Here is a 13,127-nt window from a genome sequence, read left to right on the forward strand (position 1 = left end):
TCCGCCGCGACCCGCCGGTAGACGGGCAGCGCACCCAGCAGCGTGACGAGGACCAGGATCAGGGTCGCGATCGGGGAGAGGACCCCGGCGGCGAGGGCGGCGATGCCGGGTTGGTAGCCGAGGGTGGAGAAGTAGTCGACACCGGTCAGGCACATCACCCGCCACCAGGTGTGCGGCTTCTCGCCCTCGGGTTGGGCGTGCGGGCCCTGATGGCGTTGCGCGCGGTCGTTGAGACCCTTCAGCAGCCAGTCCCGCATCCCGTTGCGGTCGGCCGGCGGGCGGGTGGCAACGGTCACGCGAAATCTCCTGGGGAGTGGTGGAACGGCACTCCTCGGAAGTATTCATCGGGGCCCGCGGCACGACCCGGTGCCCGGCGTTAATAACGCATCAATATTGGTTCCGGCTGCTCAGCCTCGCACTCGACCGCGCGTAGGCGACAAGCGATCAGGATCGGCCCAGGGACGCACCCACCTGGTCGGCCAGCGTCACCGCGACCCGGCGCTCGCTCAGCGGTGCGGACGTGTCGGGTACGGCGCTCAACAGGTAGCGGCCGTGCAGGCGGCCGGCGTTCTCCACCAGCAGCTCGATGTCGGTCTCGGCCGGCAAGCCGTCGTGGTCGACATCCCACACGTGGCCCTTCCACAGGATCCGACCGTCGCGGCAGAGCCGGGCGGGCCCCCCGAACCCGGCGACACCGGGCTGGTACCGGGCGCCCTCCAGGTGCAGGACATCCACCAGCCGGCCGGACACCTGCTTGATCAGGTCCTGGGACGACCCGCCGGTGGCACCGACCTCGGCGGCGGCCTGAATGCCCGCGAGATAACCCGCCTCCCGGTGGGCGGTGGCGCCCTGCCGACGACCCCACACCGCAAGTTCGGTCACCGCTATTCCCACCACCATCAGCAGCACGAACGTCTCGACGTCGGACCCGTCCCCGATGGTGAGGCGCTGATAGGGCTCGGTGAAGTAGAAGTCGAACCAGACGCCGGCGGAAAGCGCCGCCAGATATCCGGCCGGCCGGTTGCCGAACCCCGCCACGGCGACCACGACCACGACGAGCAGGAGCGCGACGTCGGTGTTCTCGATACGGTCGCGCAGCGGCACCAGCATCGTCGAGACGATGAACGGAGCAACGACCGCGAGACCGACGGCAAGCCGGTCCCGCCCGCGCCAGGTGGCCACCGCTCGACCATACTCACGAAGCACCGTGGGGCGTGGCGACTTCGCACTCTCCGGTGCGGCAGCGTCCCGGAACCGCCGCCGCCCCGGCGGACGGGCCGGCGAGCCGGAGCCGTCAGCTCGCGTTCACCCCGGCAACCAGGTACGGGGCCGCACAGGCGGAAGACCGTCCACAATGGTGGTCGCAGCGGCGCCGTTGCGGGACCGAGCCGTTCCGGGGGTGTGAAGGCGCCCGTAGGGCGGCTCAGATGATGTCGGCGTCGATGTTCCCGCGCAGCTTGGCGAGCGCCTTGGTGAGCAGCCGGGAGACGTGCATCTGGGAGACGCCGATCCGCTCGGCGATCTGCGACTGGGTCAGGTTGCCGTAGAAGCGCAGGGTGACGATCGTCCGTTCGCGTTCGTCGAGCTTCGCCAGCGCGGGGCCGAGGCTGGTGCGCAGGTCGACGGCGTCGTAGTCGTTGACGTCGGCGCTGAGGGTGTCGCCCAGCTCGGTGGTGCCGTCGGTGCCGATCGGGGTGGACAGGCTGGTGGCGTTGTAGGCGCGGGCGCCCTCGAGGCCTTCGAGCACCTCCTCCTCGGTGATGCCGAGGTGCGTCGCGATGTCGGCCACGGTGGGCGGGCGGTTCAGATTGTGCGTCAGGGTGTTGTTGGCCTCGGTGATCTGCAGGCGCAGCTCCTGCAGCCGGCGGGGCACCCGGATCGACCAGGTGCGGTCCCGGAAGTGCCGCTTGACCTCGCCGAGGATGGTCGGGATGGCGTAGCCGGCGAAGTCGACGCCGCGGCTCGCGTCGAACCTGTCGACGGCCTTGATCAGCCCGATCGTCGCGGTCTGCACGAGGTCGTCGGCGGGTTCGCCGCGGCCGGCGTAGCGCTGGGCGAGGTGCCGGGCCAGGGGCAGCCACGCCTCGATGGTCTTGTCTCGCAGCGACTGCCGGGACGGATGACCGGCGGGCATGGCGGCCAGCGCGTTGATCAGGTCGCCGGCGACATCGGCCTCCCGGTCGCCAACGATCGAATCACTCTGGGTGATGACCGACCGGGTGGCCGTCTCGACGGATGTCGTGGTCATGATGTGTCCTCCAGTCGTTCAGCCAGCCCGGATGCCCGTTCGGCAGCAAGACCATAGCCGAACAGTCAGGTGGATGGCTAGCCGAAAGTATGAGTCACGTTCTGTGCTCGGTCCGGTACCGGCGCGGGCCGGGATTCCCGGCTGCGGCCCGTGCCGGTGAACGAGGCGGTGCGCGCTATCGTCGGGGCAGGTTCGTGGTCAGCACGCTGCGGTTCTGCGGCAACCGGACTCAGCCGATGGCTCACCGGCCGGTGAGCCGTCGAACGTTGCACACGTCCGCAGACGAGAGGCGACCACATGACGGCGGTATCAGGCCACTGGCCTGCCGTGGCAGACCCGGCGTCCGCCGGGCAGGCGGCGGAGCTGGACCATCGGGCGTTGTTCGGGCAGTCGACTGCCCTTTTCGCGGCGCTCGCGGGGCCGGACCACCTGCTGGTGGCGGCGAACCCGGCGTTCCTGGCCCTCCTCGGCGACGAGGATGCCCGCACCGGGGTCGCGCTCGTGGACCTCACGCCCGAGCTGGCCGGTCAGGACCTCATCGCCCAGCTGGACCGGGTCTACCGCACGGGCGAGCCCTGCACGGGCCGGGACGTCCGCGTCGAGCTGGGCGCGGTCCCGCACGGCCGGGAGGCGTTCTTCGACTTCACCTACGAGCCGCGCCGGGACCCCGGCGGCGCCGTGAGCGGCGTTCGGGTGCTCGGCGTGGAGACCACTCAGGTCAAGCACGCCCAGCGGCTGATGGCCGAGCACCGTGCCCTGCTCGAGCAGATCGCCCGTCAGGCACCCCTGAGCGAGGTGCTCGACGGGATGGCCCGCAGCATCGAGGATCTCGCACCGCAGGAGGTGCTCGTGTCCGTCCTGCTCGCCGACCCGGACGGCCGGCACCTGCACCACGGCGCCGCGCCCAGCCTGCCCGGCTTCTACAACGAGGCCATCGACGGGATCGCCACCGGTGAAGGCGTCGGCTCCTGCGGCACCGCCGCCCACCGGCGGGAACCGGTCATCGTCACCGACATCGCCACCGACCCGTTCTGGGCCGACTTCCGGGACCTGGCCGGCCGGGCCGGGCTGGCCGCCTGCTGGTCCACGCCGATCCTGGCCCGCGACGGCGGCCTGCTCGGCACCTTCGCCATGTACCACCGCGTCCCGCGGGTCCCGCAGGACTCCGACCTCGCCGTCGCCCGGGTCTTCGCGGGCACCGCGGCCCTGGCCATCGAGCGCCACCACATCGAGCGGGCCAAGGTGGCCGCCGAGGAGCACGCCGAGTCGGCCCGCCGGGCCCTGGCCGAGGCGGTGCGGGTGGAGCGGGAACTGCGCGCCGAGGCCGAGCAACGCGCAACCGCCGCCGCGGAGCTCGCCGCACAGATGCGTACCGCCGCGGCCGCGCAGGCCGCCGCGCCGCACCCCGATCGCTGCCAGCTCGGCGGCACCGGCGGGTGCACCGCACCGGCCGAGATCAAGATCGCCGACTCGTGGGGCGACGCGGCGTGGGGCTGCCCCGCCCACGTCGAGGAGGCCATCATCAACGTCCGGTCGGTGTTCATCGCGAGCGAGGCACTCGGCGGCCTGGCCGCCTACCTGCACCGCTGAGCCTCACGCTGAGCAGACGGCCGCCAGTCCGTCACCGACCGGCGGCCGCCTGCCGTCCACCCAGCCGTTCGCTCAGTGGTGGTCGTGATCGTGGTCGTGATCGTGGTCGTGGTCGTGGTCGTGATCGTGGTCGTCGTCGTGGTCGTTGGTGTCCCACCAGTGCGGCCAGTTCCACCGGCCGTGCGGAATGTCCCGGGTGGTGCGCAGCGCGCCGAAGCCACGCACGCCGACGCCCGGTGCGTCCAGCGGCTTGAGGTCGGCGTCGCGGATCACGTTGCTGGTGTCGGTGATCCGGATCGCCGGGGTGAACTTGAGGCCGGCGGCGGCCAGGCCGAACGACATCGTGGTGCCGACCGAGCTGCCCAGCTGCACCCAGTCCCCCTTGATCAGGGAGAACGCCTCGACCCGGTAGCTGCGCCGCTCGGCCTGGGATGCGACGAAGACGGTGATGTCCTCGTCGGCCTCCGCCAGGATCAGCGTGCGCTTGATCGCCAGAATGACGCTGCCGCGCGCGCCGAGGGAGACGAACTTGTCGGTCGGCTTCTCGGCGACGCTGCCGAGGGCCGCCTTCGGGTTGTCGTGCTTGTTCGACTTGATGATCGGGCCGGGGTTGTACTGCACGACCCGGTCGGGATAGCGCAGCTCGGCGAGCGGGAACGTGCGGACCGGCTTCACCACGTCGGTGCCGCCGGTCTGGAAGCCGATCTGCGGTGACTGCTTCGGGTCGAACGTCACAGTGGTGGTGTAGGTGCCGTCCAGCCCGCTGACCAGCGGGCCGACCGTGGCGTCCGGGGCGACGACCCCGAAACCGCCGGTGACCGCCGGGTCGATCAGCACGACGTTGCCGAACTGGTCCTGCGGGATCGCGGTCACCTGGCACACCCCGGGGCTGACCGTGGTGATGTCCAGCTGGGTGAACTCGGGGTCGGGCAGGACCTCGACGAATGTCTCCTGCTTGCCCTCGCGGCGGAAGCTGACACCGTCGTCGGTCACGCCGAACGCGGTGACGTAGAAGGTGTAGCGCTCCGGGACCGAGGTGTTGGTGAAGGTGGCGGAGTAGACGCCGTCGTTGTTCTTGTCGATCATCGCGACGCCGAACCGGTTGGTGCCGCCGCCGAAGGTGAGCCCGGCGATCTGCGCGGCGAGCTGCTTGACCAGCAGCGGGCTGGCGTCCTTTCCGGACAGCTGCTCCTGTGCCTGTTTGAGCGCCGCGTCCGGCACCTTGAGCCCGGCGAGGAAGTTCGTGAACGACTCGGCCGGCTTGGTGGTGGACATCGTCACCGCGGCGTCGCGGATCGGCCGGCCGTCGGCGGTGATCCGCGCGGAGATCGTGATGGGCTGCCCGGCGAAGTAGGTGGGGCGGTCCGGCGACACCTCCACCTTGAGCCCGGACTCGACGATGGTGTCGTAGACGTAGGTCTCGGTGTCCTGCCCCCCGCCCTCCCCGTCGGCGTTCAGGAAGATCACGCCGCCGTCCGGGCTGGTGATCTTGAAGGTCCAGGTGCCGGCGGCGCTGGCTCCCCCACCGCCGGTGCCGTCGCCGGTGCCGGCGAGGCCGATGCCGCCGGTGTCACCGCCGCCGTGGCGCAGGTACTCGGTGTCGACCAGGTACATCGCGGAGCGGTCGCCGGCCTTGTAGACGACGCTGCCGTAGCGCCCGGTGCCGGCGTTCTCCGGCGTGATCAGGCCGCAGCCCGGCGTGATCAGCTCGAGGCGCAGCCGGTCGGTCTGCGGGGTGTTCCAGCTCAGGATGAACGCGGCCCGGTCGTCGTACTCGGTCAGGACGACCTCGTGCCGCTTCTCCCCCGAGCCGATCACGAACACGCCGGTGGGGTCGAGCGGGGAGGTGGCGGCGGTCAGGCCGGACTTGATGGTGTCGCGGATCTGCGCCGACAGCGTCGTGGCGGTGACGCCCTCCTGGTCGACGGCCCGGAACTGGCCGCCGGCCTGCGAGCCGGTGGCGAGCTCCTTGAGCAGCACCGGGTTGACGTCGGTGAAGCCGTCGATGCCGTACGCGACGCTGAACAGCGAGATGTCCTTGTCGTCGAGCGACGTGCCGGCCGGCGCGGTGCCGTTCGGCGCGGCGATGAACTCCTGCGGCTGGTGGGTGCCGGAGTTGTGCGCGCCGTCGCTCATCAGGATCAGCCAGCGGCGGTTCAGCTTGTCGTTGCTGAAGTAGCTGGTCGGGCCGAGGACGCGGAAGAGCCCGTCGCCCATCGGCGTGCCGTTGAACGGCACGATCGCGGACACCTTGGTCTGCGCCGGGGACATGTCCGTGGTGATGTCGGTCATCGGCACGACGTCGTACGTGGACGGGTTGCTCGGGTCGGGTGCCGGGAACCGGGCGATGCCGAACTTGCCGCGCCCGGAGCCGAAGAACGCGAGCAGGTCGAGGAACGGGTTGGCGGCCGAGACCAGCTCTCCCCACCGCGAGGTGGCCGGGGTCGCCGGCTGGCCGCCGAGCGGGTCGGTGCCCATGCTGCCCGAGTCGTCGAGCAGCATGACGACCTCGAGACGCTGCGCGATCGCCTGGATCTGGAAGGTCTTGTTGTGGCTGCCGGTGGTGCCGACGGTGGTGTCGGGCGGGGTCGACGTCAGCGTCAGGGTCCGGTTGAGCTGGGCCGGGCCGGCGGTCGGCGGGGTGTAGCGGAGCACCAGGTCGGCGGTCTCGCCGGGGGCGACGGTGAACGGCGGCCCGCCGACGGCCTCCAGGGTCGCCGGCAGCGCGGGGCTCAGCGCGTCGACGTTCAGCGGCGCCGTGCCGAAGTTGGACACCTGCACCGAGCGCGAGATCTTGATGATCTTGTCGGCGCTCTCGTTCGGCCGGTTGACAAGCGAGGTGATGGACAGCGCGCCGGTCGGCACGGAGAGCCACGGCTGGGCCGTCTCGGCCTCGGTCCCGGCCACCACCCAGGTGTACTTGCGGACGGCGGCGTCCGGGTTGTAGATGCCGATGCTCCACGACTCGGCGGACGCGGCGTCGTAGAAGCCGATGCGGATCAGTTGCACGTTTGTCAGCTGGCCCGGCATCAGCTTGACGTCGGCCACCAGGTCGGCGGGGTCCGCACTCTTCGGCACCGGCGTGGTCGGAGTGAGTTTCACCTGCACCTTGGGGCCCGTGCCGCACTGCACGAACAGCAGCGGGGGTGTCGCCGTCGGGGTGCCGGAGACGGCGACCCGGATGAACATCATCTTCGGGTACACGTCGGGAACCGTGCTCGGGCCGTCGATCTGGGTGAACGGCCTCGTCGCCGTGTCGTCGACGTTTCCGCCCGGATCGACCTTGTACGGCTCGATCGGCGGGGTGTTGGGGTCGTGTGGATGGACTTCGAACGTCATGACTGGCCTCTTCTCGCGGCGTACGGCCGCTATCCGTTGACCTGGAAGTTGCTGGTGCTGACGACCGTTCCGCCGGCCGTGCTCACCGTGATCGGTACGGTTCTGGAGACGCCGCCGGTGACCATGCCGGTCGGCACCTTGGCGACGACCTGGGACGCGGTGGGGCTGCCGACGAGCGCGGCGGTCACGGTGTCGAACTTGACCGTCAGGCCCGCGACGTTGAAATTGGTGCCGAAGATGGTGATGTTGTCGCCGCCGACCCCGGTCTTGGGCGCGAACTGCTGCCCGGTGAAGGCCGGCGGCGGCACCGGCTGGTCGGCCCGGAAGGTGTCGTCGCTGACCACGCTGCCCTGGTCCGTGGTGATCGTGATCTTCACCGACGCGCTGGCGTTTCCGCCCGGCACCAGGCCCGGCGGCACCTGGACCACGGCCTGGTGTGCGGTCGGCGAGCCGACCACCGTGGCGGTGACGGTGCCGAACTGGACCGCGAGGCCGGAGACGTTGAGGTTGTCGCCCTTGAGCGTCACCTGTGCCCCGGCCACCCCGTTGGCCGGCGTGAACTGCTGCCCGGGCACCCCGAACGCGGGCCCCGGCTGGACGCTGAACGCCGGGCTCGTGAAGACCCGGCCGGCCGCGTTCTCCACGCTGATGAACGCGCCGACCGCCGTGCCCTCGGTCGCGATGCCCCGCGGCACGGTCGCCGTGATCTGGGTCGGCGAGTTCACGACCACGCCGGTCGCCAGGGTCTCGCCGAAGCGCACGATGGCCGCGCCGACGTTGAAGTTGGTGCCGAAGATCGTCACCGGCGACCCGGCGGCACCGATCTTCGGCGCGAACATCGGCGCGACGAACGTCGGCAGCAGCGCGTTCTCCACCCGTCGCAGCCGGCGCTCCATGTCGGACACCGTCATGTTGCGCTGCCGCCTGTCGGTGATCATCGAGGCGGTGATCACGGAGTTGCCGCGCGGCCGGGCGATCTCGGCAAGCGTGGCGAAGGCGTGCCCGGCGGCGGGTGCCGGCACCGGGATCCCCTCGGCCACCCGGACCACCCACGCCGGCTTGAGCCGCACCGAGGTCTGCACCCCGACGTCCTGGGCGTTGGTCAGGTCGGTGTCGGTCAGTCCGTCCACCTCGACCAGGAAGACGTCGAGGTAGACGGTGTCGACGCGCGGGTCCGGCTGCGCCGCGGTCGGTGTGCTCAGCGGGCCGGCGGCCTGGGTCGTGTACTGGACCAGGCGGTCGAGCGTGACCTCGATGCCGCCGACGAGGCAGCGGCCGAAGCCGGACGCGCCGGGGCTGATCCCGAAGTTCTGGTCGGCGTCCGCCGCCGGCAGCGCCTGGATCACGAAGCCGTCCTCGCCGGCCGGCGAGCCGTTGCCGATGTAGCGCGTGACGACGTCGCGGACCGTGGCGGCGACCAGGTCGTGCAGCAGGTTGAGATCCCGGTCCAGGACGGGGACCCCTTGCTCGATGTGTATCCCCACGTAGCCCTTCTGCCGGTTGGACAGCAGCAGGTCGAGCGGGCTCACCGAATAGTCGGCCATGGCGACCTCCCTTCTAGGACGTGATGAAGACGGCTCGGGTGGTGACCGGCATGAACTCGCGGATCGCCTCGGCCAGCCGGGCCACCGCGGCGCGTATCTCGTCCGGGTCGGCGACGTCCGGCGTCAGGAACAGCCCGACGGTGTCGCGGGCGATCCGGTCGTCGTTGGTGCGAACTCCGGCGGACCCGGCGTCGTAGACGTAGGTCTGGAAGTCCGTGAACGTGCCCCGCAGCGCGAGCTTCGCGGCGCCGTCGGTGTCCGCCGTCGTGGTGCCGGCGTAGCGGTTGTCGAGGGTGTGCAGCGCCCCCGAGTCGTGCGGCAGGCTCCGGTTGCTGCGGTAGATCAGCAGGGTGGCGCCGCCGCCCGCGCTCGCCACGGCCGGCGCCCGGCCGGCGAACGGGCCGCCGACCAGCGTCTGCGCCGGCCCCCAGGTCATCGGGGTGCGCGCCAGCACGTTGCGGACGACCGTCGCGCCGCCGCCCCGGGTGGTGCTCCACACCAGCTCGACGTCGCCCGTCCCGGTCACCTGCGGGTACGGGTACCGGTCGTGATACGGCTCGCCGCCGGTCTTGGGCACGGTCCGCACGACGGACCAGGCGGTCGCCGCCGGGTTCAGGTCGGTCTTGATCCGGTACGCGATGTCCCGGCGGGTCTGCCCGGGTGGCCCGTCGGCGCCCTGGCGGGTCCAGAACAGCCAGATCGGCTGTGCCGCGGCGCCCGGATGGAACATCACCTGCAGGTCGTCCTCGATCCGGGGATCGTTCCCGCCGTCGAGCGGCATGGTCGCCGGCGTCGTCAGCTGCCACTTGGTGCCGTCGTGCCGGTTCCAGCGCAGCTGCCAGGCGCCGCCGGCGAGCTCGCGCCAGAACAGCCACACCCCGCCCGTCGCGTCGGCCACGGCCGCGGGCATCCGGCGCTCGGTGGCGTCGTCGCCGAAGACCTGCGGTGCCGACCAGGTCGTGCCGGTCCGGACCGCGAACGAGATCCGCCACCGCGGCGGCCCGGGCCGTTCCGCGGGGTCGTAGCTCTGCCAGAAGAGCCACAGCTTGCCGCCGGCGAGGGCCGCGCTCGGATGCTTGTCGATGCCCGGCCGGTCGACCAGCGGCGCGCTGGGTTCCCAGCCGCCCGCCGCCGTCCAGCGCTTGGCCCAGATGTCCCAGCCGTGCGCCCGGTGCGTGTGATAGATCAGCAGGACGGCCCCGTCGGCCTCGCCGACCGTGACCGGCCGGCCGTCGTAGGCGAAGTTCAGCGACGCCAGGGCCGGTTCGCCCAGCACCCCGGCGGAGTCGCGGACGGCGGACCACAGGTTGAGCCGCTCCGGGGCGTTGGTGCGCGCGACGTTGTGCACGTACTCCTTGGTCACGCTCGGCCAGCCGGTGACCCGGGCGACGGTGGCGCCGACCGCGTCCAGCCCGCCGATGGTCTGGTAGATCCGCGGCGCGAACCGGATCTCGTTGCGCTGCTGGTCCAGCTCCAGGCCGTGGTTGGTGCGCCAGCCGATCCACTGCGCGAGCAGCGGCAGCAGCGCGCCGTCGACACGGTCCACCGAGGACGCGCCGAGCAGCATCCGGGTCAGGCTGTACAGCCGGTCCAGTTCGCCGCCGGGCAGGTCGAGGAAGCGGCGCAGCTGACCGTCCTCGTCGCCGCGCACCGAGTCGTAGCGGCGGTAGATGGACGGCAGCATCGCGTACATCTGGCCGGCGAAGTCGTAGGGCGAGGTCGCGGTCGCGGCGGCCCGGTTGTGCCGGTCCAGGTCGTAGACCGGCGGATTCCCCGCGTACGGGAAGAAGGCGTAGTAGTAGACCGTCTCGCCCCGCAGCCCGAGGTCGGAGAAGGAGCTGAGCCCGGTGCCGTCCACGACCAGGTCGCCGTCCGCCGGGCCGGTCGGGTGGGTGCCCTCGCGGCGCAGCACCCGGATGCCGGGGAACTCGGCGGGCTGCGGATTCGTCCAGCTCAGGTCGACCTGGTTGCCTTCCGGCCGGGCGACGGCGGTGATCGCTAGCAGGCGCATGGTCATCGCACCCCGGGCAGCAGGACGAGCCGGATCCCGCTCGTGTAGCCGTCGTCGGCGGGTATCACCGGGATCTCGTTGGCCCCGAGTTCGATCTTGCCCAGCGGCTCCACCGCCGGTGCCGGCCGGTCGCCGCGCCGGAACTCGGTGATGTTCAGGAAGATCACGCCCGGCACGTCCTGGCACTGCTCGTAGAACTTGCTCAGGTAGACGGTCTGGTTGAAGCCGACCCGGTCGAAGTCGAGCAGGTCGGCGGCGGCGGCGCGGACCTGGGCGAGCACGTCGTCGGGCAGGTAGAAGCCCTCGACCGCCACCTCGGCGGTGACCCGGATCGGGATGTAGTCCACGTCGGCGACCTCGACGATCTGGCTGAGCATCCGCTTGTCCTCGAAGAAGCCCTTGAGGTTCGCCTCGAGCACGTCGCTGACCTTGCCGCCGCCCTGCGGCGCGACGTACAGGGTCACCTGGTTCCAGCCGGTGGCCACGGCACGGACCTTGCCGACACCCTTGAAGCTGTGCGCGATCTGTTCGTAGTCGGCGGCGGTGACCGCGCGGCGCAGCGACCGGAAGACCGCGGGGGCGTGCTTGACCGCGTGCTCGATGTCCTCGCGGTCGGCGCCGCCGGTGGCCGGCCCCGGGTTGGTCACGGCCGCGCCCAGCAGGGCCAGGTTCGGCGCGTCGACGATCGTGCCGATCGCGCCGGCGGCGACGTTGCCGGCCGCGCCGCCGCCGACCCGGTAGGTCGCGGTGATGGTCGCGCCGCGCGGCGGCACCTTGCCGAAGGTGCCGTCGCCGAAGATCACGACGGCCCGGTCGTCGGCGTCGACCTGCACGCTGAAGTCCCGCTGGGCGGCCTGGCTGAACGCCAGGCTCTCGCGCAGGGTCCAGCTGTCGACGGCGGGTCCGAGGGTGGTCAGGACGGTGATGTCCTGCCCGGTGAGCGCCGCGCCGGGCGGCCGCAGGATCACCCCGGCGTGTGCCAGCGGGAAACGCTGGTTGGCGCCGCCGTCGGACTGGCCGATGACCTCCGCGGTGAACAGCCGGCCCTCCTCGACCGGCAGGCCCGCGTACACCTTGCGGCCGGTGACCGGGTCGACCGGCAGGGTCGCGAAGTTGATCGTGACGGGCGCGTCGCGGGCGTATTCGAACCGGGCGCCGGCCCGGTTCTTCTGGCTCTTGGTCGCGAACGCGTCGCCCTTGGCGACGGTGACCGAGGCCGTGACGCTCTTCGGTACGGACAGCGACAGCGCCGCCGACGCCGGGGCGGCGGTGCCCAGCTCGTAGCCGATCAGCCGCAGATGCTCGATGACGCCGCGCCGGGTACGCGCGGTGCCGAGGAAGCTCTCGTTGGCCACCCGGTCCTGGTAGTAGCTGAGGATGTCGCCGGTGTGTGCGAACAGTTCCAGCAGCACGTTGCCGAAGTCGGCCTCGTTGGTGAAGTCCCGCCACTCGGCGAGCTTCTGCGGGATGAGCTCGCGCATCGCCCGCAGCAGGCTGTCGTAGTCGCGCGCCATGTAGTCGACGACCGGCCGGCCGTCCGACTGGTTGATCTCAGCCATGAGGGGTTCCCGTCTGCCTGCTCATCGGAACTGCACCCGGACCGCCGAGCGCGCCAGGTCGCGGCGGCGCACGTAGGCGACCTCCACGGACAGCGCCTCGTCCTCGGCCGCGACGTCCACGCCGGCCACGACCAGGTCGTCGCCGAGCCAGCGGGTCAGTGCCTGCCCGACGGTGAACTCCACCGCCGCCGCCATGATCGTGTTGTTCGGGTCGAAGACCAGGGTGAAGAGGCCGCAGCCGAACTCGGGCTGGTTCACCCGCTCGCCCGGCGCGGTGAACAGCACCTGAATGATCTTGCCGCGGAGCTCGACGTCGTCGTCCGGATCGGGGGCGATGCCGCCGTCGGTGACCGCGAAGGGGAAGCCGAATCCGGTGCTCATGCCGACGTCACCCAGCCCTGCCCCTGCGCCGCCACCGTCGCGGCCGCCTTGCCGCCGAGGACCGCGCAGGTGTCGAAGGTGTCGCCGTCGAGCAGCGCCTTGACGCCGTCCACCTTGAGCAGCGTGCTGCCCGCGGTCGCCGACGGCACCCCGTCGCCGACCCCGGCGGTCGGCACGAAGACGAGCGTCGCCGCGTTCGGTCCGGCCGGCGCGAAGTTCTTGCCCAGCGGCGCGGTGTGCGCCGTCGCGCCGGCGGAACGCAGCTTGCTGCCGCTCTTCACCACGGCCAGGGCGACGCCGTCCACCGTGACCAACGCGCTGAGCCCGCTGACCACCTCACCCTGGTAGTCGTAGTCTCCGGTGCCGGTGTACGGCGCGGAGTTCGGCAGGGTGCCGCTCACCGCGTGGGTGTCGGTGCCGTCGACCGGGTCGTTCCGCACCACCAGCTTGGCCAT

Annotated in this window: 9 protein-coding genes and 1 pseudogene; 1 reads left to right on the top strand and 9 read right to left on the bottom strand. The window is 71.4% G+C overall.

The window, feature by feature from the left end; translation table 11 throughout:
• From AB0F10_RS17255 to AB0F10_RS17265, 3 genes and pseudogenes are all read right to left on the bottom strand, one after another.
• Positions 1–257: pseudogene (locus AB0F10_RS17255) on the bottom strand (amino acid transporter); the annotation flags it as partial.
• Positions 258–444: 187 nt separating this feature from the next.
• Positions 445–1,182, bottom strand: coding sequence for a DUF4118 domain-containing protein (locus tag AB0F10_RS17260; RefSeq protein WP_360625191.1), 738 nt, complete (start codon positions 1,180–1,182; stop codon positions 445–447).
• 241 nt (positions 1,183–1,423) lie between these two features.
• Entirely contained in the window at positions 1,424–2,134 is a 711-nt protein-coding gene (locus AB0F10_RS17265; protein WP_360625312.1) for a SigB/SigF/SigG family RNA polymerase sigma factor, read from the bottom strand.
• A gap of 441 nt (positions 2,135–2,575) precedes the next feature.
• On the opposite strand from AB0F10_RS17265, the gene AB0F10_RS17270 reads away from it, so the two are divergent.
• A complete protein-coding gene (locus AB0F10_RS17270) occupies positions 2,576–3,838 on the top strand; it encodes a GAF domain-containing protein (protein ID WP_360625194.1) in 1,263 nt (420 codons plus the stop codon).
• 72 nt (positions 3,839–3,910) lie between these two features.
• Here AB0F10_RS17270 and AB0F10_RS17275 read toward each other — a convergent pair whose 3' ends face one another.
• From AB0F10_RS17275 to AB0F10_RS17300, 6 genes are read right to left on the bottom strand one after another with little or no spacing between them, the layout of a single operon-like run.
• The gene (locus tag AB0F10_RS17275; protein ID WP_360625197.1) at positions 3,911–7,177 is read right to left on the bottom strand and encodes a hypothetical protein; all 3,267 of its coding nucleotides are present in this window, start codon (positions 7,175–7,177) and stop codon (positions 3,911–3,913) included.
• A gap of 29 nt (positions 7,178–7,206) precedes the next feature.
• Complete coding sequence (locus AB0F10_RS17280) at positions 7,207–8,721, bottom strand: IPT/TIG domain-containing protein (protein WP_360625200.1); 1,515 nt, start codon at positions 8,719–8,721, stop codon at positions 7,207–7,209.
• 13 nt (positions 8,722–8,734) lie between these two features.
• Entirely contained in the window at positions 8,735–10,732 is a 1,998-nt protein-coding gene (locus AB0F10_RS17285; protein WP_360625203.1) for a hypothetical protein, read from the bottom strand.
• A gap of 2 nt (positions 10,733–10,734) precedes the next feature.
• Positions 10,735–12,291: a baseplate J/gp47 family protein gene (locus tag AB0F10_RS17290; protein ID WP_360625206.1), complete on the bottom strand. Its 1,557-nt coding sequence runs from the start codon at positions 12,289–12,291 to the stop codon at positions 10,735–10,737.
• Positions 12,292–12,312: 21 nt separating this feature from the next.
• Positions 12,313–12,672, bottom strand: coding sequence for a GPW/gp25 family protein (locus AB0F10_RS17295; protein WP_360625208.1), 360 nt, complete (start codon positions 12,670–12,672; stop codon positions 12,313–12,315).
• The gene (locus AB0F10_RS17300) at positions 12,669–13,127 is read right to left on the bottom strand and encodes a hypothetical protein (RefSeq protein WP_360625211.1); all 459 of its coding nucleotides are present in this window, start codon (positions 13,125–13,127) and stop codon (positions 12,669–12,671) included. The genes AB0F10_RS17295 and AB0F10_RS17300 overlap by 4 nt, the downstream gene beginning before the upstream one ends.

Origin of the sequence: Actinoplanes sp. NPDC026623, from assembly GCF_040638275.1 — a bacterium.
Lineage (GTDB): Bacteria > Actinomycetota > Actinomycetes > Mycobacteriales > Micromonosporaceae > Actinoplanes.

Bases quoted from the DNA above. Each gene is read 5' to 3' on its own strand.
- AB0F10_RS17300 (WP_360625211.1), bottom strand. From the start codon at position 13,127: ATGGCCAAGCTGGTGGTGCGGAACGACCCGGTCGACGGCACCGACACC.
- AB0F10_RS17295 (WP_360625208.1), bottom strand. From the start codon at position 12,672: ATGAGCACCGGATTCGGCTTCCCCTTCGCGGTCACCGACGGCGGCATC.
- AB0F10_RS17285 (WP_360625203.1), bottom strand. From the start codon at position 10,732: ATGCGCCTGCTAGCGATCACCGCCGTCGCCCGGCCGGAAGGCAACCAG.
- AB0F10_RS17275 (WP_360625197.1), bottom strand. From the start codon at position 7,177: ATGACGTTCGAAGTCCATCCACACGACCCCAACACCCCGCCGATCGAG.
- AB0F10_RS17290 (WP_360625206.1), bottom strand. From the start codon at position 12,291: ATGGCTGAGATCAACCAGTCGGACGGCCGGCCGGTCGTCGACTACATG.
- AB0F10_RS17265 (WP_360625312.1), bottom strand. From the start codon at position 2,134: ATGCCCGCCGGTCATCCGTCCCGGCAGTCGCTGCGAGACAAGACCATC.
- AB0F10_RS17280 (WP_360625200.1), bottom strand. From the start codon at position 8,721: ATGGCCGACTATTCGGTGAGCCCGCTCGACCTGCTGCTGTCCAACCGG.